General features: G+C 71.8%; 18 protein-coding genes and 1 pseudogene. 11 read left to right on the plus strand and 8 right to left on the minus strand.

Annotated elements, in window-relative coordinates; genetic code table 11:
- Window positions 1-162: 162 nt before the first annotated feature.
- Window positions 163-486: pseudogene (locus ACI1MP_RS12165) on the plus strand (sensor histidine kinase); the annotation flags it as partial.
- The gene (locus ACI1MP_RS12170) at window positions 453-1,127 is read left to right on the plus strand and encodes a response regulator (protein ID WP_404868658.1); all 675 of its coding nucleotides are present in this window, start codon (window positions 453-455) and stop codon (window positions 1,125-1,127) included. The pseudogene ACI1MP_RS12165 and the gene ACI1MP_RS12170, both read left to right, overlap by 34 nt.
- A gap of 7 nt (window positions 1,128-1,134) precedes the next feature.
- On the opposite strand, the gene hemE is transcribed toward ACI1MP_RS12170, so the two are convergent.
- A complete protein-coding gene (hemE, locus tag ACI1MP_RS12175; protein ID WP_363481044.1) occupies window positions 1,135-2,214 on the minus strand; it encodes a uroporphyrinogen decarboxylase in 1,080 nt (359 codons plus the stop codon).
- 175 nt (window positions 2,215-2,389) lie between these two features.
- Between hemE and ACI1MP_RS12180 the strand changes: the two genes are divergently transcribed.
- The 8 genes from ACI1MP_RS12180 (at window position 2,390) to ACI1MP_RS12215 (ending at window position 10,595) form a co-directional block, all read left to right on the plus strand.
- Window positions 2,390-3,043, plus strand: a complete 654-nt coding sequence (locus ACI1MP_RS12180; protein ID WP_380339537.1) for a DUF3000 domain-containing protein — start codon at window positions 2,390-2,392, stop codon at window positions 3,041-3,043.
- Between the two features lie 407 nt (window positions 3,044-3,450).
- Entirely contained in the window at window positions 3,451-4,179 is a 729-nt protein-coding gene (locus ACI1MP_RS12185; protein WP_404868659.1) for a LuxR C-terminal-related transcriptional regulator, read from the plus strand.
- 179 nt (window positions 4,180-4,358) lie between these two features.
- Window positions 4,359-5,594, plus strand: a complete 1,236-nt coding sequence (locus ACI1MP_RS12190; RefSeq protein ID WP_380339540.1) for an HRDC domain-containing protein — start codon at window positions 4,359-4,361, stop codon at window positions 5,592-5,594.
- 345 nt (window positions 5,595-5,939) lie between these two features.
- The gene (locus ACI1MP_RS12195; protein WP_100589672.1) at window positions 5,940-7,157 is read left to right on the plus strand and encodes an acetyl-CoA C-acyltransferase; all 1,218 of its coding nucleotides are present in this window, start codon (window positions 5,940-5,942) and stop codon (window positions 7,155-7,157) included.
- 2 nt (window positions 7,158-7,159) lie between these two features.
- The gene (locus tag ACI1MP_RS12200; RefSeq protein ID WP_043909968.1) at window positions 7,160-9,286 is read left to right on the plus strand and encodes a 3-hydroxyacyl-CoA dehydrogenase NAD-binding domain-containing protein; all 2,127 of its coding nucleotides are present in this window, start codon (window positions 7,160-7,162) and stop codon (window positions 9,284-9,286) included.
- Window positions 9,287-9,387: 101 nt separating this feature from the next.
- Window positions 9,388-9,753 carry a hypothetical protein gene (locus tag ACI1MP_RS12205; protein WP_380339546.1) on the plus strand — a complete coding sequence of 122 codons (366 nt, stop codon included), beginning with the start codon at window positions 9,388-9,390 and terminating at the stop codon, window positions 9,751-9,753.
- Complete coding sequence (locus tag ACI1MP_RS12210) at window positions 9,750-9,977, plus strand: hypothetical protein (RefSeq protein WP_404868660.1); 228 nt, start codon at window positions 9,750-9,752, stop codon at window positions 9,975-9,977. Before ACI1MP_RS12205 ends, ACI1MP_RS12210 begins: the two co-directional genes overlap by 4 nt.
- Before the next feature lie 24 nt (window positions 9,978-10,001).
- Entirely contained in the window at window positions 10,002-10,595 is a 594-nt protein-coding gene (locus ACI1MP_RS12215; RefSeq protein ID WP_380339551.1) for an alpha/beta fold hydrolase, read from the plus strand.
- Here the strand turns inward: ACI1MP_RS12215 and ACI1MP_RS12220 are convergent.
- The 7 genes from ACI1MP_RS12220 to ACI1MP_RS12250 all read right to left on the minus strand — a co-directional run bounded on the left by ACI1MP_RS12220 (window position 10,582) and on the right by ACI1MP_RS12250 (window position 19,224).
- On the minus strand, window positions 10,582-10,707 hold the full coding sequence (locus ACI1MP_RS12220; protein ID WP_404868661.1) for a hypothetical protein: 126 nt from the start codon (window positions 10,705-10,707) through the stop codon (window positions 10,582-10,584). The genes ACI1MP_RS12215 and ACI1MP_RS12220 overlap by 14 nt on opposite strands.
- Window positions 10,708-10,830: 123 nt before the next feature.
- The gene (locus ACI1MP_RS12225; RefSeq protein WP_100589670.1) at window positions 10,831-12,345 is read right to left on the minus strand and encodes a glycosyltransferase family 39 protein; all 1,515 of its coding nucleotides are present in this window, start codon (window positions 12,343-12,345) and stop codon (window positions 10,831-10,833) included.
- A 135-nt stretch (window positions 12,346-12,480) separates the two neighbouring features.
- Window positions 12,481-14,382: a 1-deoxy-D-xylulose-5-phosphate synthase gene (gene dxs, locus ACI1MP_RS12230; RefSeq protein ID WP_200895355.1), complete on the minus strand. Its 1,902-nt coding sequence runs from the start codon at window positions 14,380-14,382 to the stop codon at window positions 12,481-12,483.
- A 206-nt stretch (window positions 14,383-14,588) separates the two neighbouring features.
- Window positions 14,589-15,845 carry a sugar ABC transporter permease gene (locus ACI1MP_RS12235; RefSeq protein ID WP_043909962.1) on the minus strand — a complete coding sequence of 419 codons (1,257 nt, stop codon included), beginning with the start codon at window positions 15,843-15,845 and terminating at the stop codon, window positions 14,589-14,591.
- On the minus strand, window positions 15,842-16,630 hold the full coding sequence (locus ACI1MP_RS12240; RefSeq protein WP_043909960.1) for an ATP-binding cassette domain-containing protein: 789 nt from the start codon (window positions 16,628-16,630) through the stop codon (window positions 15,842-15,844). Before ACI1MP_RS12240 ends, ACI1MP_RS12235 begins: the two co-directional genes overlap by 4 nt.
- 140 nt (window positions 16,631-16,770) lie before the next feature.
- A complete protein-coding gene (locus ACI1MP_RS12245; RefSeq protein WP_380339562.1) occupies window positions 16,771-17,865 on the minus strand; it encodes a sugar ABC transporter substrate-binding protein in 1,095 nt (364 codons plus the stop codon).
- A gap of 189 nt (window positions 17,866-18,054) precedes the next feature.
- Window positions 18,055-19,224, minus strand: coding sequence for an ROK family transcriptional regulator (locus tag ACI1MP_RS12250; RefSeq protein ID WP_043909958.1), 1,170 nt, complete (start codon window positions 19,222-19,224; stop codon window positions 18,055-18,057).
- Window positions 19,225-19,383: 159 nt separating this feature from the next.
- Between ACI1MP_RS12250 and pepN the strand changes: the two genes are divergently transcribed.
- Window positions 19,384-21,948: an aminopeptidase N gene (gene pepN, locus ACI1MP_RS12255; protein ID WP_404868662.1), complete on the plus strand. Its 2,565-nt coding sequence runs from the start codon at window positions 19,384-19,386 to the stop codon at window positions 21,946-21,948.
- The last annotated feature ends 68 nt before the right edge of the window (window positions 21,949-22,016 follow it).

The following is a 22,016-nucleotide window of genomic DNA, read 5'->3' on the forward strand; positions in this document are numbered from 1 at the left end:
CCAGCCAGCGCAGCGACCCGAAGCCGGTACTTCACCGCACCCGGCAAACCTCGAACCCGACCGTCCGCCGCTCAGCGCAGCGCCGCCACCGGCCGGCCCCGGACCGCGTGCAGGGCCGCTGCGGTCGCGCAGGTCACGGCGATCGCCGCGCACAGCAGGGTCGTCGCGCTGCCGGGCCGACTGCCAGCGGCGGTGGAGTCGGCGGGCTGGTTCGCGGTGTGCGAGGCGCTGACGAACGCGACCCGGCACGGCGGCGCGTCCCGGGTCGAGGTGGTGGGCCGCCGCGAGGGCGGGCTGCTGGTGCTGGAGGTGTCCGACGACGGCCGGGGCGGCGCGGACCCGGCCCGGGGCACGGGGTTGACGGGACTGGCCGACCGGATCGCGGTGGTGGACGGCAGACTGTCCGTCAGCAGCCCGCCCGGCGGGCCGACCCTGCTGCGTGTGGAGATCCCGTGCCCGTTGCTGCCCGACGCCCGCTCCGCCTAGTGCTGGCCGAGGACTCCGTGCTGCTGCGGGAGGGTCTGGTGGGCCTGCTGGAGCGTTTCGGCCACACCGTGGCGGCGGCGGTCGGTGACGCCCCGTCACTGCTGACGGCGGTCGCCGAGCACCGGCCCGACCTGGTGGTCACCGACGTCCGGATGCCGCCGGGCCTGGCCGAGGAGGGCCTGCGCGCGGCGGTCGCGCTGCGCACCGGGCGGCCCGGGCTGCCGGTGCTGGTGCTCAGCCAGTACGTGCAGCGCTCGTACGCGGCGGAGCTGCTGGCCGACGGCGACGGCGCGGTGGGCTACCTGCTGAAGGACCGGGTCGGCCACGTCGAGGAGTTCCTGGACGCGGTGGACACGGTGGCGTCCGGCGGCACCGTGGTCGACCCGGAGGTGGTGCGCCGTCTGCTGTCCCGCCGCCGGGACCCGCTGGAGCGGCTGACGCCGCGCGAGCGGGAGGTACTGGAGCTGATGGCCCGGGGCTGCTCGAACGCGGAGATCTGCCGCCGGCTGGTGGTGTCGGAGGCGGCGGTGGCCAAGCACATCGGCAACATCCTGCTGAAGCTCGACCTGCCGCCCGCCGAGGACACCCACCGCCGGGTCCTGGCGGTGCTGGCCTTCCTCGGCGGCGACGAACCCCGCTGACGGGGCGTCAGCGGGCGCTGGCCTCGTGGACGAAGGCGACCAGGCGGGTCAGCGCGTCCGGGTCCATGGTCGGCATGACGCCGTGGCCGAGGTTGAAGATGTGGTGGCTGCCGCCGAGCGCCTGGGCGGCGTGCAGCACCTCGCGGGCCTTGGTCTCCACCACGTGCGTGGGGGCGTACAGCACGGCCGGGTCGAGGTTGCCCTGCAGGCCCTTGCCGGGGCCGACCCGGTTGGCGGCCTCGTCCAGCGGGACCCGCCAGTCGACGCCGACGATGTCCGCGCCGGCCTGGCCCATCAGGCCGAGCAGCTCGCCGGTGTTGACGCCGAAGTGGATCCGCGGCACCCCGTACGGCGCGACCGCGTCGAACACCTTGGCGCTGGCGGGCATCACCGAGCGGCGGTACTCGTCGGGGGCGAGCGCGCCCGCCCAGGAGTCGAACAGCTGGACCGCCGAGGCGCCCGCCTCGATCTGGATCTTCAGGAACGCCGAGGTGATCTGCGCGAGCCGGTCGACCAGCTCCGCCCACAGCTCGGGCGCGCCGTACATCATGGCCTTGGTGTTCTCGTACGACTTCGACGGGCCGCCCTCGATCAGGTAGCTGGCCAGCGTGAACGGGGCGCCGGCGAAGCCGATCAGCGGGGTGGCGCCGAGCTCGGCGACCAGCAGGCCGACCGCCTCGGTGATGTACGGCATGTCGTCCGGCTCCAGCGGACGCAGCCGCTGCAGGTCGGCCTTGGTGCGGATCGGGTCGGCGATCACCGGGCCGACGCCGCCCTTGATCTCCACGTCGATGCCGACCGCCTTGAGCGGGACCACGATGTCGGAGAAGAAGATCGCCGCGTCCACCTTGTGCCGGCGCACCGGCTGCAGGGTGATCTCCTTGACCAGCTCGGGCTGCATGCAGGCGTCGAGCATCGGGATGCCCTCGCGCACCTTCAGGTACTCGGGCAGCGAACGGCCGGCCTGCCGCATGAACCACACGGGGGTGTGCGGCACCGGCTCGTTGCGGGCGGCGCGCAGGAAGACGGAGTCGTACGCGGCGCCGCGGGGCCGCTGACCGGACTGGGCTGCGGGGGTCTCACTCACGCGTCACATCCTCGCACGCGACCGCTCCCGTCCCGGCCGCCGACCAGGCAAAACGGACACCTCGGACACCGGCGCGGCGCACAGCGGTCCCGGCCTGGCCGATTTCCGGAATTTCGGCACGCCGGAGGGACGAAAGTGCTCGGATTGCGGGCCCGCGCCACCTAGGCTTCCGAGCATGGCAGCGGTCGGCGGGCAATCCGCACAGGGTGGAGGAACGGGCGGGGAGTCGGCGCCGATCGAGTTCCGCGAGGCGGTCGAGGCGCTGACCGGGGCGCGGCTGCGTCCCGAGGTGCAGCTGTCCCCCCGGCCCGCCCCCCGCCGGCTGGCCCCTTACTCCTTCGCGCTGTCCGCCTCCGTCGAGGTGGACGGCGAGGAGCTGGCCGACGGCACCCTGGTGCTGCTGCACGACCCGTCCTCGCCGGAGGCCTGGAACGGCGACTTCCGGGTGGTCACCATGACCCGGGCCGAGCTGGAGCCGGAGATGGCGGGCGACCCGCTGCTGTCCGAGGTCGGCTGGAGCTGGCTGATGGACGCCCTGCAGGCGCACGGCGCCCGGTACGCCGAGCCGAGCGGCACGGTGACCAGGTGCCACTCGCAGTACTTCGGGGGGCTGGCCGAGCGCGGCGCCTCCACCGAGATCGAGCTGCGCGCGTCCTGGACGCCCGCCGACGGCCGCTTCGACCGGCACCTGGCCGCCTGGGCCGACCTGCTGTGCGTGTGCGCCGGGCTGCCGCCCGCCCCGTCCGCCCCGTCGCCGGCCGGCGACTCCGGCGGGCTCGGCGGCGTGGTCCCGATGCCGGCCCGCCGTCGGCCGCGCAACCCGCACTGACCGCGCCCCGGCCGCCCCGGCCGGTTCTTCCCGCCCCGCCCCCGCGCCGCCGCTCGCACGGCTGTCCCGCGCCCTCCGCCCCGTAGACACCCCGGGGGGACAGTCGCACGCCCCGGTCCGGCGACCACCCGCAGGGCTGACGGAGTGTGACTTCGTAGACGCTCCCGGTCAATTAACCGACCGTTTCCGATCAGCGCGTCGCCGAGAACGATCGAATCCGTGCGATTTCCGGGCACGTCGTACCGGTCGTCTGCACGATTTGTCCGTATTGTTACTCACCAGATCGTGATCACCCGCTAAAGCCGGTCACGGTTGATGCCGAAGGTGTCAGTGACCCTTTCCAGACGCGGAACACTCCGACCGCCCCCTCGGGGTTCCGTCCGCCACTCCCCCGCAGGAGGCCCCAGGTGTCGGTCCTTCTTGAGCACCCCGCAAACGTGGTCGCGTACCGTCCGACGAAGCCCACCGCCATGGTGGTCATCGCTGATCCCCGGGTCCGAAACACGGTGACCCGGCATCTATGGGCGCTCGGTGTCCGCGACGTCATCGAGGTCTCCTCGATCGCCGAGGCCCGGCCCCGCATCTCCAACCCGCGTGACATCTGCATCGCCGATGTCCACCTCCCCGACGGCTCCGGCCTGACCGTCCTGGCCGAGACCCGCGCCGCGGGCTGGCCCAACGGCCTGGCGCTGTCCGCCGCCGACGACATCGGCGCGGTCCGCTCGGCCCTGGCCGGCGGCGTCAAGGGCTACGTGGTCACCGGCACCCGCACCAGCATGGCGATGCCCGGCCGCCCCGGACTGCCGATCGGCGCCGGACTGGCCGGCCGGATGCGCCGCCCCGGAATCCCCGGCCACCACCCCGGAATGCACGGCGCCCCCGGCCAGCCCGGCGCCGCCCCCGGCGCTCCCGGCGCGCCCGGTGCGCAGCCCTCCGCCTACCGCGAGCTGTCCGGCCGTGAGGTCGAGGTGCTGCGGCTGGTCGCCGAGGGTCAGTCGAACAAGGCGATCGGCGTCGCGATGGGCCTGTCCGCGCTCACCGTGAAGAGCCACCTGGCCCGCATCGCCCGCAAGCTCGGCACCGGCGACCGGGCGGGGATGGTCGCGGTGGCGCTGCGCACCGGAATCATCCACTGATCCACATCGTCGCTGGTGGCGGCCCGGAGGAACGTTTCCTCCGGGCCGTTCCCGTTCGCTCCGGTGACGACCCGTCGTCCTGTCCGCTCGGCCGGCCGCCGCCCACCGGCACAGGTTCGAACATGGTCCGACCAGTCGGACAACACTCCCGGCGGCGGCACACGACGTACCCTAGGGAGGTGACCGACGCCGTAGCCTCCATCCCAGAAGAGATCGCCCCGGTTCCGCTCCTCGAACCCAGGGACGGACTCCCACCGGTGGTGTCGGACCCCGCGGCGCTCGCCGCCACCATCGCGGCCTTCCGCACCGGCACCGGCCCCGTCGCCGTCGACGCCGAACGCGCCTCCGGCTACCGCTACGGCCAGCGCGCCTACCTGATCCAGCTGCGCCGCAAGGGCGCGGGCACCGCGCTGATCGACCCGATCGCCTGCCCCGACCTGTCCGCGCTGGACGACGCCATCCACGACACCGAGTGGGTCGTGCACGCCGCCACCCAGGACCTGCCCTGCCTGTTCGACGTCGGCATGCACCCCGGCGTGCTGTTCGACACCGAACTCGCCGGCCGGCTCGCCGGCTTCCCCCGGGTCGGCCTCGGCCCGATGACCGAGAACGTCCTCGGCCTCTCCCTCGCCAAGGAACACTCCGCCGTCGACTGGTCGACCCGCCCGCTGCCCGAACCCTGGCTGCGCTACGCCGCACTCGACGTCGAAGTCCTGGTCGACCTGCGCGACGCCCTGGAGGCCGAACTCGACCGGCAGGGCAAGCTGGACTGGGCCCACCAGGAATTCGCCGCCCTCGCCGCCGCCCCCCGCCCCGCCCCCCGGGTCGACCCCTGGCGGCGCACCTCCCAGCTGCACAAGGTCCGCCGCCGCCGGCAGCTCGCCGCCGTCCGCGAACTCTGGCAGACCCGCGACCGGATCGCCCGCGAGCGCGACGTCTCCCCCGGCCGGGTCCTCGCCGACGCCGCGATCGTCAACGCGGCGCTCGCGATGCCGCTCAACGCGCCCGCGCTGATCGCCGTCCAGGGCTTCGGGCCCCGGGTCAACCGGCGCCAGCTCGACCAGTGGCTGGCCGCGATCGAACGCGCCCGGGAGATCCCGGAGTCCGCGCTGCCCTCCGCGACCGCCCCGCACGACGGGCCGCCGCCGCCCCGCGCCTGGGCCGAGAAGGACCCGGTCGCCGCGGCCCGCCTCACCGGCGCCCGCGCCGCCGTCACCGCCCTCGCCGAACAGCACCACCTCCCCGCGGAGAACCTGATCACCCCCGACCTGGTCCGCCGCGTCTCCTGGGAGCCCCCGGCGCAGCCGGACGCGACGGCCGTCTCCGACGCCCTGCGGGCCCTGGGGGCCCGCGCCTGGCAGACGGAGCTGGTCGCCCCGGCGCTGGCGGAGGCGTTCAAGGCGGCGAGCGAGTAGTAGCGCGTGGGGGTACCTCCCGGCCCGCCAGGGCTGGGGGAGAACTGCGCGACAAGCGCAAGGCCTGTCCGGAAGGTCGCGATCAACGGCAGGTCATTGCCCGCGTCGCGATCTTGCGATGGGGTGCCTTCCGCTGCGCGCAGTTCCGCGCGCCCCTGGTTGTGCTCTCCCTGTTCTCGCGCCCCGGGTTCACGCCCGCTCGCGTTTCGTGCCCGCTCGCGGTGCGTTCTCGCTCACTCTTTCTGCTCCTTGCCCGCCGTTGTTACTCGCGGGTAGATTGGTCGCGTAGCAGCGCCGATGTTTGGCGCGCTCGCCCAGCCATGTCCCCTTGGGAGGAGAGCCCCCGTGCCTCGTACCGCGAGGGACGTCGTCTTCGTCGACGGCGTCCGCACCCCGTTCGGCAAGGCCGGCCCGAAGGGCATGTACCACGAGACGCGGGCGGACGACCTGGTCGTCAAGTGCATCCGCGAGCTCGTGCGCCGCAACCCGAGCCTGCCGGTCGAGCGGATCGACGAGGTCGCCGTCGCGGCGACCACTCAGATCGGTGACCAGGGTCTGACCATCGGCCGTACCGCCGCGCTGCTGTCGGGTCTGCCGAAGTCCGTTCCGGGCTACTCGATCGACCGGATGTGCGCGGGTGCGATGACGGCCGTCACCACCACCGCGGGCGGCATCGCGTTCGGCGCCTACGACGTGGTCGTGGCCGGCGGCGTGGAGCACATGGGCCGGCACCCGATGGGCGAGGGCGTGGACCCGAACCCACGGTTCGTCTCGGAGAAGCTGGTCGACGAGTCCGCCCTGTTCATGGGCATGACGGCGGAGAACCTGCACGACCGCTTCCCGCACCTGACCAAGGAGCGGTGCGACGCGTACGCGGTGCGCTCGCAGGAGAAGGCGGCGAAGGCGTACGCCAACGGCGACATCCAGCCGGACCTGGTGCCGATCGCGATCCGCAACACCAACCCCGCCATCGGCGAGACCGGTTGGGGCCTGGCGACCACGGACGAGCCGATGCGCCCGGGCACCACCATGGAGTCGCTGGCCGGCCTGAAGACCCCGTTCCGTCCGCACGGCAACATCACCGCGGGCAACGCGGCGGGCCTGAACGACGGCGCGACCGCCTCGCTGCTGGCCGCCGAGGACGTGGCCCGCGAGCTGGGCCTGCCGGTCAAGATGCGTCTGGTGAGCTACGCGTTCGCGGGCGTCGAGCCCGAGGTGATGGGCATCGGTCCCGTCCCGGCGACCGAGAAGGCGCTGGCGAAGGCCGGTCTGACCATCGACGACATCGGCGCGTTCGAGGTCAACGAGGCGTTCGCCGTCCAGGTGCTGGCGTTCCTGGACCACTACGGCATCGCGGACGACGACGAGCGGGTCAACCCGTACGGCGGCGCGATCGCGTTCGGCCACCCGCTGGCCTCCTCCGGTGTGCGTCTGATGACTCAGCTGGCCCGCCGCTTCGAGCAGCGCCCGGACGTCCGCTACGGCCTGACCACCATGTGCATCGGCTTCGGCATGGGCGGAACCGTCATCTGGGAGAACCCGCACTTCGAGGGTGGTAAGTGACCATGAGCACCACTGAGATGCTGCAGCGCGCCGCCGAACTGTTCCCCGGCGAGGTCGTCACCACTGCGCACGTGCGCCACCTGGACCTGCCGCTGCAGGCCGGCAAGCTGGCGCTGATCACCCTGGACAACGGCTTCGACCACACCAAGCCGACCACCTTCGGCCCGGGTTCGCTGGCGAAGCTGTCCGAGGCGCTGGACCAGGTCGAGGCCGAGGCCGCCGAGGGCAAGGTGGTCGCCGTCGCGATCACCGGCAAGCCGTTCATCTTCGCGGTCGGCGCCGACCTCAAGGGCGTCGAGGTGCTCAAGGAGCACTCGGACGCCCTGGCCATCGGCAAGGGCGGCCACGACGTCTTCAAGCGGATCGCCGCGCTGCCCGTCCCGTCCTTCGCGTTCTACAACGGCGCGGCGATGGGCGGCGGCGTCGAGGTCGGCCTGCACTGCTCCTACCGCACCGTCAGCGCGGGCGTCCCGGCGTTCTCGCTGCCCGAGGTCTTCCTCGGCCTGGTGCCCGGCTGGGGCGGCTGCACCCTGCTGCCGAACCTGATCGGTCCGGCCAAGGCGGTCAAGGTCATCGTCGAGAACTCGATGGCCCAGAACAAGCAGCTCAAGGGCAAGGACGTCTTCGAGCTCGGCATCGCGGACGCGATCTTCGAGCCGGCCGACTTCCTGGAGCAGTCGCTGCTGTGGACCGCCAAGGTCCTCAAGGGCGACGTGGTCGTCGAGCGCGAGGAGTTCGACCGCGGCAAGGCGTGGGACGACGCCGTGCTGTGGGGCCGCTGGGTCGCCGACGCCAAGGTGCACGGGGCCGCTCCGGCCGCGTACAAGGCGCTCGACATCATCCAGCAGGTCAAGGACGGCGACCTGCAGGCGGGCTTCGACGCCGAGGACGCCGCGCTGGCCGACCTCATCATGAGCGGCGAGCTGCGCGCCGGCCTGTACGCCTTCAACCTGGTGCAGCGCCGCGCGAAGAAGCCGTTCGGCGCGCCGGACAAGTCGCTGGCCCGCCCGGTCACCAAGGTCGGCGTCGTCGGCGCCGGTCTGATGGCCTCCCAGCTGGCGCTGCTGTTCGCGCGCCGCCTGGAGGTGCCGGTGGTGCTCACCGACATCGACCAGGAGCGCATCGACAAGGGCGTGGGCTACGTCCACGGCGAGATCGACAAGCTGCTGGCGAAGGGCCGCATCGGCGGCGACAAGGCCAACAAGCTCAAGGGCCTGGTCTCCGGCCACCTCGACAAGGCCGTCGCGTTCGGCGACGCGGACTTCGTCATCGAGGCCGTCTTCGAGGAGATGGGCGTCAAGCAGAAGGTGTTCGCGGAGCTGGAGGCGGTGGTCTCGCCGACCACCATCCTGGCCACCAACACCTCCTCGCTGTCGGTCACCGAGATGGCGTCCAAGCTCCAGCACCCGGAGCGCGTGGTCGGCTTCCACTTCTTCAACCCGGTCGCGATCCTCCCGCTGCTGGAGATCGTCCGGGCCGAGAAGACCGATGACGCCTCGCTGGCCACCGCGTTCGGGGTCGCCAAGAAGCTGAAGAAGACCGCGGTGCTCACCAAGGACGCCCCGGCGTTCGTGGTCAACCGCATCCTGACCCGCTTCATGGGCGAGATCCAGAACATCATCGACGAGGGCACCTCGTTCGAGACCGTCGAGGCCGCGGTCAAGCCGCTCGGCCTGCCGATGTCCCCGATCGCCCTGCTCGAACTGGTCGGCCCGGCCATCGCCCTGCACGTCTCCGAGACGCTGCACGGCGCGTTCCCGGAGCGGTTCACCGTCTCCGAGAACCTCGGCAAGGTCGTCAAGGCCGGCAAGCGCGGCTTCTACATCTGGCAGGACGGCGCCCAGGTCCTCGACCCCGAGGTCCTCGCCCTCCTCACCTTCGGCGACTCCGTCCTGACGGAGGACCAGGTCCGCGCCCGCGCCCTGGACGCCGTCGCCCAGGAGATCGGCCTGATGCTCGACGAGGGCGTCGTCGGCGAGGCGCAGGACATCGACCTGTGCATGATCACCGGCGCCGGCTGGCCCTTCCACCTCGGCGGCATCACCCCGTACCTCGACCGCGAGGGCGTCTCCGAGCGCGTCAACGGCAAGAAGTTCCTGGCCCCGGGCCTGGCTTCGGTCCCCGCCTGACGAACCCACTGACGGGCGGCACTCCTCTCCTTCGGGACGGGGGTGCCGCCCGTCGGCGTTCGCGCGACTACGCTGGACCGGGCCACCCCAGGGAGGACCCGATGACCGCGCAGCCCGACCACTCCGCATACCGCGACGACGGGCTGATTCCGCGCCCCGAGAAGACCCCCGATGCCCTCCGCGCAGCCCTGGCTGCCGTCGCCCCGCACCGTCTCCCGGAGATGACGGAGCAGCAGGACGAAGCTTTCGCTCTCGCCGTCCGCGCCGGATCCATCGACCCGTTGCGCGCCTTCCTGAACACCTGGGCCGCCCACATCGAGGTCGCCCGCAGCCTCCGTACCGCCGCCCGCCTGCGCGAGGCCGAACACGCCGTGCAGACCCTTGAGCGCGACGACCCCCGCTGGAGCGAAGCCGTCCGCGAGAGCCTGGAGATCTTCAACCGGGCCTATGCGACGGTGAACGGATGACCTGGTCCTGGGAGTACCACCCGGACGACCAGTACGTCGCCGCCGAAGCACCCCCGGCTCTGCTTGCCGAGGTGGAGCTGCTCGCCGACGAACTGATCCGCGCTGCCGAAGCCCGCTACCTCAACGGCACTGGCCACCCGGGGACCGGCGAGGATCTGAGGACGGCCGCCGTGAGCAACCTCGCCAGCAGCGCGTCTGCATCTGCCAGGTCACCGATCTTGTAGCCCGGTATGCTGCCGGGTTTCCGCTTGAAGGGAGCCGTTGGCGTGCTGGTGCTGGTGCACGGCGGATTGTGGGACGAGGAGATGGACGCCGAGCGGTTCTGGGGGCGGACCGGGGTGGTGGCGGGGTTGCGGGGCGCCGGAGTGGCGGTGTGTGCGCCGGATCGGGCGATGCGGGCGGGGAGTTGGGAGGCGGAGGCGGAGCAGCTGGTGGCGGGGCTGCCGGACGGGCCGGTGGTGCTGGTCGGCGGGTCCAACGGGTGCTCGGTGGCGGTGCGGATGGCGCTTGCGGTGCCGGAGCGGGTGCGGGGGCTGGTGCTGGCGTGGCCGGCGACGGCCGGGGATGCGCGGGTGGACGTGCGGCTGCCGGCCGAGGTGGCGCCGTTGCTGGCGGGCGGGGTGCTGCGCGGGGTCGCGGACGAGGAGTTGACGGGGCTTCGGATGCCGGTGGCGGTGCTGCCGTCGGTGCCCGAGAACCCGGTGCACCAGCGGCGGACGGCGGAGGCGCTGCTGGCGCTGGTGCCGGGGGCGGTGGAGCTGCCGGGGTGTCCGGAGCCGCCGCACCCGCTGTTCCGGCCGGAGGGGCTGGTGGCGGCGCTGGCGGGGTTCAGTCGTCCTTGAGCCGGTCCTCGGTGCGGCCGTGGCGGCCCAGGCCGATGGCGTCGAACTCGTCGGGGCGGCCGTCGGCGGGGGCGCCGTCGCCCCTGACCGCCTCGTCCCGTCCGTCACTCATCGGGAGCAGCGCGAGGCCTGGGCGGGCGGGACGACGCGGGTGGCGGGGAGGTCGGCGGCGTTGGCGCGGAGCAGGGTGCCGGCCGCGACGACGGCCTCCAGGTAGTGGCCCACGGTCGGCGGCCTACTTCTTGAGGCGGTAGATGACGGTGTCCCCGGTGACGCCGACGACCTCGTAGTGGGTGTTGAGGAGGGTGGCGATGCGGGGCACCATGTCGGGCTGGTAGGGGGAGGTGCCGGAGTCGTCGACGACGACCTCCGGGAAGCCGTTGGTGGAGATCTCGTTGTCGAAGGTCTGCCAGGCCTCGGCGACGGAGTACTGTTCGCCGACCTTGTCCGCGCCCTTGCCGCCGCTGAAGTTGGTGAGGAAGCCGGCGGTGAGGTAGCGGGTGACGGGGCGTCGGTCGGCGAGCCAGTAGAGCTCGGGGTGCATGCCCCAGATCAGGACGGTGTCCTTGGGGGTGGTCTGGGCGGCGACGGCGGTGGCGACCTCGGTGGTCTGGGTGAGGCGCTGGCCGGGCCAGAGGACGGCGAGGACGCAGAAGAAGCTGCTGGCGAGGGCGGAGTAGATCAGGACGGGCCGCCACGAGATCGCGGAGGTGGCGACGGCGCCGACGCCGAGCAGGACCAGCGGGGGCATCAGCTGGAGGTAGTAGTGGCCGAAGAAGTGGAAGCCGATCGAGACGGCGATCACCGAGGAGGCGAGCCACATCCACAGGTCGACGGTGGAGCCGTGCTCGGGTCCGCGGGCGGGGACGGGTCGTCGGCGGTGACGCAGCCACAGGCGGTGGGCGAACGGCAGCAGGAAGGCCAGGCCGGCGCTCATCAGGATGGCGGAGTTGCCGAGTGCGCGGCCGATCATCTGGGGCCAGTCGGAGCCGAGGCCGGCGTAGTCGCCGGAGCCGGTGACGACCCAGAACAGGAAGCCCTTGGGCTTGGTGAGGATGACGGCGACCAGCGCTATCGGCAGCGCGAACCCGAAGCCGATCTTGGCGAGCGCGGGGGGCCAGCGGACGCCGCGGCGGCGGGTGTCCTGGAGGAGCATCCACAGCACGGGGAGCATGACCGCGCCGCCGGTCTGCTTGGTGAGCGAGCAGAGCGCGACCGCGATGCCGGCGGCCAGCCAGCGGCGGCGCTCGGCGTAGCGGAAGGCGGCGACCATCGCGGGCAGCATGAAGACTTCGAAGGTCGCGGCCTGGGTGTCCTCGGGCGAGAGCCCGATGGACACCAGCAGGTAGAGGATGCCCGCGTAGCGCCCGGCCTTGTCGCCCCAGCGGCCGCGGGCGAGCGAGGCCAGCAGGATCGCGGTGGCGAGGTGGGCGACGATCGCGAGGGTCCGCAGCGGCCAGAGCGAGGCGGAGCCGAAGAGCGCGAAGCAGGCTTCGTACAGCCAGGGCAGCAGCGGGGGTTTGCGGTCGACGACGGTGTCGTAGAGGACGCCGCCGTCGGCGAGCATCCGGGCCTGGGTGGCGAGGTAGCCCTCGTCGGGGCTCCACACGGGGCGCAGGAAGGACGGCAGGTGGGTCAGTGTGGCCAGCACGGCGAGCAGCGGGACCAGTCTGGTCCAGTACCCGGTGCGGAGGCGCTCTGGGAGGCGCTCGGCAAGGGCACGTGGGCTGCTCGTGAGGGTGAGGGACACGGATGACAACCTACCGGGCGTGGACGGGCGTAGTCAGGGGCAGTCCACGAATGAGTGTGACCGTCCGACAATAAGCGCACCGTCACAGGGCCAAAAGGCGGTCCCGTGACGGTGCGCTGGGGGGATTGCGAGTGGTCAGCTCCGGGCGAAGGAGCGGGTGCTGACCAGTGCTTCGATCTTCTTGGCGATGGCGGGCGCGGTGAGCCCGATCTCGTCGAGGATCTCGCCGCGCGAGGCGTGGTCGAGGAACTCCTGCGGGATGCCGAAGTCGCGCAGCGGCACGTCCACGTCGGCGTCGCGCAGCGCCTGGGCGATCGCGGAGCCGACGCCGCCGGCCCGGCCGTTGTCCTCGACGGTGACGACCAGGCGGTGCTGGGCGGCCAGGCCGGGCAGCGCGGCGTCGACCGGCTTGACCCAGCGCGGGTCGACCACGGTGCTGCTGATGCCCTGCTGGGCGAGCAGCTCGGCGGCCTCCAGGCAGGTCGGGGCCATCGCGCCGATCGAGACGATCAGCACGTCGGCGGCCTCGTCCGCGGAGTCGGCCTCGGGGCGGCGCAGCACGTCCATGCCGCCGACGGTGCCGACGGCGGGCACGGCGGGGCCGACGTTGCCCTTGGAGTAGCGGACCACGGTCGGGGCGTCGGCCACCTCGACGGCCTCGCGCAACTGGAGCCGGACCTGCTCGGCGTCGCGCGGCGCGGCCAGCCGCAGGCCGGGGACGACCTGCAGGATCGACATGTCCCACATGCCGTTGTGGGAGGCGCCGTCGGTGCCGGTGACGCCGGCCCGGTCGAGCACGAAGGTGACGCCGAGCTTGTGCAGTGCGACGTCCATCAGGACCTGGTCGAAGGCCCGGTTGAGGAAGGTCGCGTAGACCGCGACCACCGGGTGCAGGCCGTTGGTGGCCAGGCCGGCGGCGCAGACGGCGGCGTGCTGCTCGGCGATGCCGACGTCGAAGATCCGCTCCGGGTAGGCCTTGGCGAACGGGGCGAGGCCGACGGGGTGCAGCATGGCGGCGGTGATGGCGACCAGGTCGCGGCGCTCGCGGCCGAGCGCGACCATCTCCTCGCCGAACACCGACGTCCAGTCCTTGCCGGAGGTCTTGACCGGCAGGCCGGTGTCGGGGTGGATCACGCCGACCGCGTGGAAGCGGTCCTCGTCGTTGTTCTCGGCGGCGTGGTAGCCGCGGCCCTTCTCGGTGATGCAGTGCACGATGACCGGGCCGCCGAAGTTGCGGGCCTTGGTGAACGCGGACTCCAGCGCCTGCAGGTCGTGGCCGTCGATCGGGCCGAGGTACTTCAGGCCGAGGTCCTCGAACATGCCCTGCGGGGCGATGAAGTCCTTCAGGCCCTTCTTGGCGCCGTGCAGGGTGTCGAACATCGCCTGGCCGACCACGGGGGTGCGCTGCAGCGCGTCCTTGCCCCAGGACAGGAAGCGCTCGTAGCCCTGGGTGGTGCGCAGGGTGGCCAGGTGGTTGGCGAGGCCGCCGATGGTCGGCGAGTAGGACCGCTCGTTGTCGTTGACGACGATGACGATCGGCAGGTCCTGGCTGTCGGCGATGTTGTTCAGCGCCTCCCAGGCCATGCCGCCGGTGAGCGCGCCGTCGCCGATCACGGCGACCACGGGGCGGTCCTTGTGGCCCTGGATCTTGTTGGCCTTGGCGAGTCCGTCGGCGTAGCCGAGGACGGTGGAGGCGTGCGAGTTCTCGATCACGTCGTGCTCGGACTCGGCGCGCGAGGGGTAGCCGGACAGGCCGCCCTTCATCTTCAGCCGGGAGAAGTCCTGGCGGCCGGTCAGCAGCTTGTGGACGTAGCTCTGGTGACCGGTGTCGAACAGGATCCGGTCGCGCGGCGAGTCGAAGACCCGGTGCATGGCGAGGGTCAGCTCGACCACGCCGAGGTTGGGTCCGAGGTGGCCGCCGGTCTTGGAGACCTCCTCCACCAGGAAGGCGCGGATCTCCTCCGCGAGCTCCGCGAGCTGCGCGGGGGTGAGTCGATCGAGATCGCGCGGTCCCCGAATACGGGTCAGCAGGGCCACCCGTTCCTCCTCGTCCAAGTTCTCGCGCCCGCTCGGGCCCGGAGGGCGTACGCCCCGCTTGAGTCTAATGTCCATTACCCGGGCGTAGTGCGGCGGGCAACCCCGTCCCCCGTTCGGGTGGCAGGGGTGGAAAAGCACCGAACCGCGCGACCGGCCCCGCTAAGGCGGGGAAGTGTGCCGGTCGCGCGGGTGCGGGTGGTGCCGGGTCAGCCGCGTCCGTTGGACTTCTGGGTGCGGCGGGAGACCGAGTCCAGGACCACCGCGGCGAGCAGCACCGCGCCGGTGATCATGTACTGGATGGCCTGCTCGGCGCCCACCATGTCCAGGCCGGTGGTGATGGACTGGATGACCAGGATGCCGAGCAGCGCCGACCAGGTCTTGCCGCGGCCGCCGAACAGGCTGGTGCCGCCGATGACGGCCGCCGCGATGGCGTTCATCAGCATGTTGGCGCCACCGAGGCCCTTGTCCGCCGAGCCCTGCTGGGAGGCGATGAACAGGCCGCCGAGACCGGCCAGGCCGGCCGAGATCATGTACACCGAGGTACGCACCCAGGCGACGTTGATGCCGGCCCGGCGGGCCGCCTCGATGCCGCCGCCGACCGCGAAGATCTGCCGGCCGTAGCCGGTGCGGCGGAGCACGAAGTCGGTGATCGCGACGATGCCGACGAACAGCACCAGCGGCAGCGGCAGGCCGCGGTCCTGGTTGAGCACGTAGGCGACCACCAGCACGATCACGGCGAGCACGCCGGTGCGCATGGCGATCTCGGCGATCGGGCGGGCCGGCAGGCCGGCGGCCGTGCGGCGGCGGGCGTCGAGCAGCTGGCCGGCGGCGAACAGCGCGATGGAGAGGATCGCGGCCAGCCACGCCCAGACGATGTCACCGTCGCCCAGGAAGTAGGTGTCCAGGTTGGCGATGACGCCGTCGTTGAGGTTGTTGACGGTGCCGAGCTTGCCGATGACCAGGTTCTGCAGGCCGCTCCAGGCGAGCATGCCGGCCAGCGTGACCAGCAGCGCGGGCACGCCGATCTTCGAGAAGAAGAAGCCGTGCAGGGCGCCCAGGGCGACCGCGGCGGCGATGCCGATCAGCACCGCCAGCCACTCGTTGACGCCCTGGCGGACGGCCAGCACCGAGGAGATCGCGGCGGTGGCGCCGGCCACCGAGCCGAGCGAGAGGTCGATCTCGCCGAGCAGCAGCACGAAGACCACGCCGGTGGCGATCAGGCCGGGGCCGGCGATCCACTTGGTGATGTTGGTGACGTTGTCGGCGTTGAGGAAGTGGCCGGTCTTCCACTGGAAGACGGCGGCGATGATGATCAGGCCGACCACGACGGGCAGCGAGCCGAGCTCGCCGCTGCGGACCTTGCGGCCGAACTCGTCGAGGTAGCCGGCCAGGCCCTCCTTGCGGACCAGCAGGCGCGGGTCGACGGCGGGCGGGGTGGGCGTGGTGGGGGTCTCGGTGCTCACTTGGCGTCCTCCGCGATACGGGCCTGACGACGGGTCACCGCGTTGTCGGTGGCGCCGGTGATGGCGGAGATGATCTCCTCGTGCGAGGTGGTGGCCACCTCGAAGCTGCCGTTGTTGCGGCCCAGGCGGAGCACCGCGACGGTGTCCGCGACGGCCTTGACGTCGGCCATGTTGTGGCTGATCAGGATCACGCCGAGGCCCCGCTCGCGCAGCCGCTCGACCAGGTCGAGGACCTGGGCGGTCTGCTCGACGCCGAGGGCGGCGGTGGGCTCGTCCAGGATGACGATCTTCGGGTCGCCGACCAGGGCGCGGGCGATCGCGACCACCTGGCGCTGGCCGCCGGAGAGGCCGGCGATCGGGATCCGGACGCTGGGGATGCGGATCGACAGGGTGTCGAGGAGCTCGCGGGCCCGCTTCTCCATGGCGACCTCGTCCAGGGTGCCGAAGCGCTTGAGCTCACGGCCGAGGAACAGGTTGCCGACCACGTCGAGGTTGTCGCACAGGGCGAGGTCCTGGTAGACGGTGGCGATGCCGAGCGCCTGCGCGTCGTGCGGGCGGCCGATGGAGACCGGCTTGCCCTCCCACTCGATGACGCCCTCGTCGATCGGGTGCACGCCCGCGATGGTCTTGACCAGGGTGGACTTACCGGCGCCGTTGTCGCCGACCAGGGCGACGACCTCGCCCGCATGGACCTCCAGCTGCACGTCGGTGAGTGCCTGGACGGCACCGAAGCGCTTGGAGACCCCGCGCAACGCCAGTACGGGTGCGCCTGTCACGTGAACCATCTCCTTGAGTTCCGTGTCGGACCTGACGTTTCCGACACGGGCGACCCGCGCGCCGGTCCGGACGCGCGGGGTGGGACTGCTGGAACCGAAAGGGCCGACGGGAGCTTCCGGGTGGTCAGGAAGCTCCCGCCGGGCGGGTGTTACTGCAGGCCGGCCGCGGTGCAGGCAGCGGCGAAGTCGGCGGTGCAGATGTCCGCGACCTTGTACAGCTTGTCGGCGATCACGGTGTCCTTGATGTTCGCCTTGGTGACGACCTTGGGGTCCAGCAGGACGGACGGGATGCCCTTGTCCGCGCCGCTGTCGACCGTGGAGGTGGCGACGCCCTTGACGTCCTTGCCCTGGAGCAGGTTGACCGCGAGCTCGCCGGCCGCGTCGGCCAGCGGCTTGTAGGCCTTGTAGATGGTGAAGGCCTGGTCGCCGGAGACCAGTCGCTGGATCGCGTCCAGGCTCGCGTCCTGGCCGCCGACCGGGACGCTGATGCCCTGCGACTTCAGCTGGGTGATGATCGCGCCGGCCATGCCGTCGTTGGCGGAGTAGACGCCCTGGAAGCCGTCCTTGCCGAGCGAGGAGATGGCGGCGCCGATCTTCTGGCCCGCGACGGTGGGCTTCCACTCGCCGCTCTGCTCGTAGACGATGCCCTTGACCTTGCTGTCCAGCACCTTGTGCGCGCCGGTCTTGAACTGGGCGGCGTTCGGGTCGGCGTCGTCACCGTTGATCATCACGACGTTGGAGTCGGCGGCCTTGGCGCCGAGGGCGTCGACCAGGCCCTGGCCCTGGAGCTCGCCGACCTTCTCGTTGTCGAAGGAGACGTACGCGGAGACCGGGCCGCTGGCCAGGCGGTCGTACGCGACGACCTTGACGCCCTTGTCGGCGGCCTCCTTCACCCAGGTCTGGGTGGCCTTGGCGTCGAACGCGTCCAGGATGATCACCTTGACGCCCTGGGCGATCAGGGTGTCGAACTGCTGCTTCTGCTTCGACGCGGAGGCCTCGGCGTTGGCGTACTCGATCTTGCAGTCGGAGCAGAGCTCGTGGACCTTCGCCTCGATGAACGGCTTGTCGAAGGACTCGTAGCGGGTCGAGGAGGCGTTCTCCGGCAGCAGCAGGCCGATCGACTTGTTGTTGCCCGAGGCCGCGCCGTCCTTCTTGTCACTGCCGGCCTTGCCGCACGCGGCCATGGTCAGTGCCATCGAGACAGCGGCGGTGCCGACGACGACGCGACGCATCATTGCGTTCATGGTGGGGGGTGCCTCCCTGACAGAGCCGCAACGTTGCGGCGAGGTGGGCAGGAGTCAACCCCGTCACCAAGCTTGTCGTCAACAAGTAAAGCATCAGCCCCGGGGATTCAAACCCTTTCGTTATCTTCCTGAAGGCTCAGTCGAGATCGGACGGCCCGTCAGGGGCTCTCAGGAGCCCCTCGAAGCGACTCAGATCCCGCCCGTCTCCCCCATCTCACTCATCACCAGGGCCAACGCCCCGAGCACCTCGGCGCGGCCGCCCAGCGTCCCCGGGACCACCGACAGCTGGCGGGCGGCGCTGGGGATCGCGTACCGGGCCACCGAATCCCGGATCGGGGAAAGCACCAGCTCACCGGCCTCGGCCAGCTCTCCGCCCAGGATCACCCGGCGGGGGTTGAGCAGGTTGCACAGGGTGGCCACGCCCATGCCGATCTGGCGGCCGGCGTCGGCGATCACCCGGCGGCAGCCCAGATCGCCCTGCTGGGCCAGCTGCACCACCTTCCCGAGGGTCAGTTCGCCCGGGTGGTTGGCGTTCAAGAGGTTGAGCAGGTAGCGGGAGCCCACGAAGGTCTCCAGGCAGCCGCGGTTGCCGCAGCGGCACACCGGGCCCGCCTCGTCCAGCGTGATGTGCCCGATCTCACCCGCCGTGCCGCCCGGGCCGCGGTAGATCTGGCCGTTGATCACCAGTCCCGCGCCGACGCCGCTGGCCACCTTGATGTACGCCAGCTCGCCCAGGCCCCGCCCGGCGCCCCAGACCAGCTCGCCCAGCGCGCCCAGGTTGGCGTCGTTGTCCACGTGCACCGGCATGCCCAGGCGCTGCGCCAGCTCCTGACCGGGCATCACGCCGGTCCACCCGGGCAGGATCGCGGTCGAGCCGAGCGCCCCGGTCTCCTGGTCGATCGGGCCGGGCACGCCCAGGCCCACGCCGATCACCTTGTCGCTCCGGAAGCCGGCCTGCTCCAGCAGCCGCGCCACCATCCGCTCGGCCAGGTCGAACCCCTGCTGGGCGGAGACGTCCACGTCCAGCGGCTCGCTCTCCTCGGCCAGCACCCGGTGCGCCAGGTTGCCGACCGCCACCCGCAGGTGGGTGTGGCCGAAGTCCACGCCCACCACGATCCCGGCGTCCCCGCTCAGCGAGACGCTGCGCGCCCGGCGCCCGCCCGAGGAGGTGTCGGCGACCACCACGGTGCCGGACTCCTTGAGCTCCCGGACGATGTTGGACACCGTCGCGGCCGACAGCCCCGTGCCCCGGGCGATCTCGGCCTGGGTCAGCGATCCGGCCATCCGCACCGCCCGCAGCACCCGTTCGAGATTCGCCCGGTGCAGCGAGGACTGCGATCCCGGTGTGTCCGTCGACATGTTCCACCCTCCAGGGCGCACTTGCGTTCGTCCAAAGTCCAGCTTCAACTTCTGAACTCTATGCTCCGGTACCGATCGGAGGGCCCGTCAAGTACGAACACGGATCGTTACGCACGTGGGAGGATGCCCGGTAACCAAGCTCTGACGAAGGAGTCCTGCGTGCCTGGCACCAACTTGACCCGTGAGGAGGCCCGCACCCGGGCCGCACTCCTGCATGTGGAGGCGTACGACATCGAGCTCGACCTGAGCTCCGCGCGCGAGGGCGGCACCTTCCGGTCCACCACCGTGGTCCGGTTCACGGCCACCGAGCCCGGCGCCTCCACCTTCATCGACCTGGTCGCCCCCGCGGTCACCGAGATCGTCCTCAACGGCCGCGCGCTGCCGCTGGAGAACTTCTCCGACAGCCGCATCGCGCTGCCCGACCTGGCCGCCGAGAACGAGCTGCGGGTGGTCGCCGACTGCGCCTACACCAACACCGGCGAGGGCCTGCACCGCTTCGTCGACCCGGCCGACGGCGAGACCTACCTGTACACCCAGTTCGAGGTCCCGGACGCCCGCCGGGTGTTCGCCAACTTCGAGCAGCCCGACCTGAAGGCCGCCTTCGCCTTCACCGTCACCGCCCCGGCCGGCTGGGTCGTGATCTCCAACTCGCCGACCCCCGAGCCCGCCGGCGACGGCGACACCCGGGTGTGGACCTTCGAGCCCACCCCGCGGATGTCCACCTACATCACCGCCCTGGTGGCCGGCCCCTACGTCGGCGTGTTCGACGCCTACGAGAACGGCGCGCAGCGCGTGCCGCTCGGCGTCTACTGCCGCCCCTCGCTGCGCGAGTTCCTCGACGCCGACGCGATCTTCGCCGTCACCAAGCAGGGCTTCGACTACTTCCAGGACAAGTTCGACTTCGCCTACCCGTTCGCGAAGTACGACCAGCTGTTCGTCCCGGAGTTCAACGCCGGCGCGATGGAGAACGCGGGCGCCGTCACCCTCCGCGACCAGTACGTGTTCCGCTCCAAGGTCACCGACGCCTCCTACGAGCTGCGCGCCGCGACCATCCTGCACGAGCTCGCCCACATGTGGTTCGGCGACCTCGTCACCATGGAGTGGTGGAACGACCTGTGGCTGAACGAGTCGTTCGCCACCTTCGCCGAGGCGGTCTGCCAGGCCGAGGCCCCCGGCTCCAAGTGGCCGCACTCCTGGACCACCTTCGCCAACCAGATGAAGACCTGGGCGTACCGGCAGGACCAGCTGCCGTCCACCCACCCGATCATGGCGGAGATCAACGACCTGGAGGACGTCCAGGTCAACTTCGACGGCATCACCTACGCCAAGGGCGCGTCGGTGCTCAAGCAGCTGGTGGCGTACGTCGGCCAGGACGCCTTCTTCCAGGGCGTGCGCGCCTACTTCAAGCGCCACGCCTGGGGCAACACCCGCCTCACCGATCTGCTCGGCGCCCTTGAGGAGGCCAGCGGCCGCGACCTGCGCACCTGGTCCAAGGCGTGGCTGGAGACCGCCGGCATCAACGTGCTGCGGCCCGCCCTGGAGGTCTCCGCGGACGGCGTCATCGAGTCCTTCGCCGTCCTGCAGGAAGCCCCGGCGCTGCCCGCCGGCGCCCGCGGCGAGGCCGTGCTGCGCCCGCACCGCATCGCCATCGGCCTGTACGAGCTGGTCGACGGCGACCTGGTCCGCACCGACCGCATCGAGCTCGACGTGGACGGCGCGCGCACCGAGGTCCCGCAGCTGACCGGCCGCCCGCGGCCCGCCGTGCTGCTGCTCAACGACGACGACCTGTCCTACGCGAAGGTCCGCCTGGACGCCGAGTCGCTGGCCGTCGTCACCGAGCACCTCGGCGACTTCACCGACTCGCTCCCCCGCGCGCTGTGCTGGGCCTCCTCCTGGGACATGACCCGCGACGGCGAGCTCGCCACCCGCGACTACCTGTCGCTGGCGCTGTCCGGCCTGCGCCGCGAGAGCGACATCGGCGTGGTCCAGTCCGTGCACCGCCAGATCAAGGTCGCGCTGGAGCTGTACGCCGACCCGGCGTGGCGCGAGACCGGTCTGCAGCGCTGGGCCGCTGCCGCCGAGACCTCGCTGCGCGAGGCCCCCGCCGGCAGCGACCACCAGCTCGCCTGGGCCCGCGCGCTGGCCGCCTCGGCCCGGACCGACGGTCAGCTCGCGCTGCTCGCCGGCCTGCTGGACGGCTCGGAGACCATCGAGGGCCTGGCCGTCGACACCGAGCTGCGCTGGACCCTGCTCGGCCGCCTGGTCGCGACCGGCCGCGCCGACGAGGCCGCGATCGACGCGGAGCTCGCCCGCGACAACACCTCCTCCGGCCAGGAGCACGCCGCCACCTGCCGGGCGGCCCGCCCGACCGCCGAGGCCAAGGCCGAGGCCTGGGCGTCCGTGGTCGAGTCCGACACCCTCACCAACTACGTCCAGGAGGCCGTCATCGCCGGCTTCCAGCAGCCCGACCAGCGGGACCTGCTCGCGGCGTACACCGAGAAGTACTTCGCCTCGGTGAAGCAGGTGTGGGAGACCCGCAGCCACGAGATCTCCCAGCAGATCATCGGCGGCCTGTACCCCGCGTACTCCGTCTCGCAGGCCACCCTGGACGCCACCGACGCGTGGCTGGCCTCCGCCGACCCGGCCCCGGCCCTGCGCCGCCAGGTCGTCGAGGCCCGGGCGGGCGTGGAGCGGGCGCTGAAGGCTCAGGCCGCGGACCGCTGACGCGGAGTCGTGCGTGTGGGGGCCCGGGGGACGCGTTCTCCCGGGCCTCCGACGTGTTCGGAGGTGCC

Origin of the sequence: Kitasatospora griseola (genome assembly GCF_044999035.1) — a bacterium.
Lineage (GTDB): Bacteria > Actinomycetota > Actinomycetes > Streptomycetales > Streptomycetaceae > Kitasatospora > Kitasatospora griseola.

Bases quoted from the DNA above. Each gene is read 5' to 3' on its own strand.
- ACI1MP_RS12205 (WP_380339546.1), top strand. From the start codon at position 9,388: ATGACCGCGCAGCCCGACCACTCCGCATACCGCGACGACGGGCTGATT.
- ACI1MP_RS12180 (WP_380339537.1), top strand. From the start codon at position 2,390: ATGGCAGCGGTCGGCGGGCAATCCGCACAGGGTGGAGGAACGGGCGGG.
- ACI1MP_RS12250 (WP_043909958.1), bottom strand. From the start codon at position 19,224: ATGTCGACGGACACACCGGGATCGCAGTCCTCGCTGCACCGGGCGAAT.
- ACI1MP_RS12200 (WP_043909968.1), top strand. From the start codon at position 7,160: ATGAGCACCACTGAGATGCTGCAGCGCGCCGCCGAACTGTTCCCCGGC.
- ACI1MP_RS12220 (WP_404868661.1), bottom strand. From the start codon at position 10,707: ATGAGTGACGGACGGGACGAGGCGGTCAGGGGCGACGGCGCCCCCGCC.
- ACI1MP_RS12245 (WP_380339562.1), bottom strand. From the start codon at position 17,865: ATGAACGCAATGATGCGTCGCGTCGTCGTCGGCACCGCCGCTGTCTCG.
- ACI1MP_RS12210 (WP_404868660.1), top strand. From the start codon at position 9,750: ATGACCTGGTCCTGGGAGTACCACCCGGACGACCAGTACGTCGCCGCC.
- ACI1MP_RS12240 (WP_043909960.1), bottom strand. From the start codon at position 16,630: ATGGTTCACGTGACAGGCGCACCCGTACTGGCGTTGCGCGGGGTCTCC.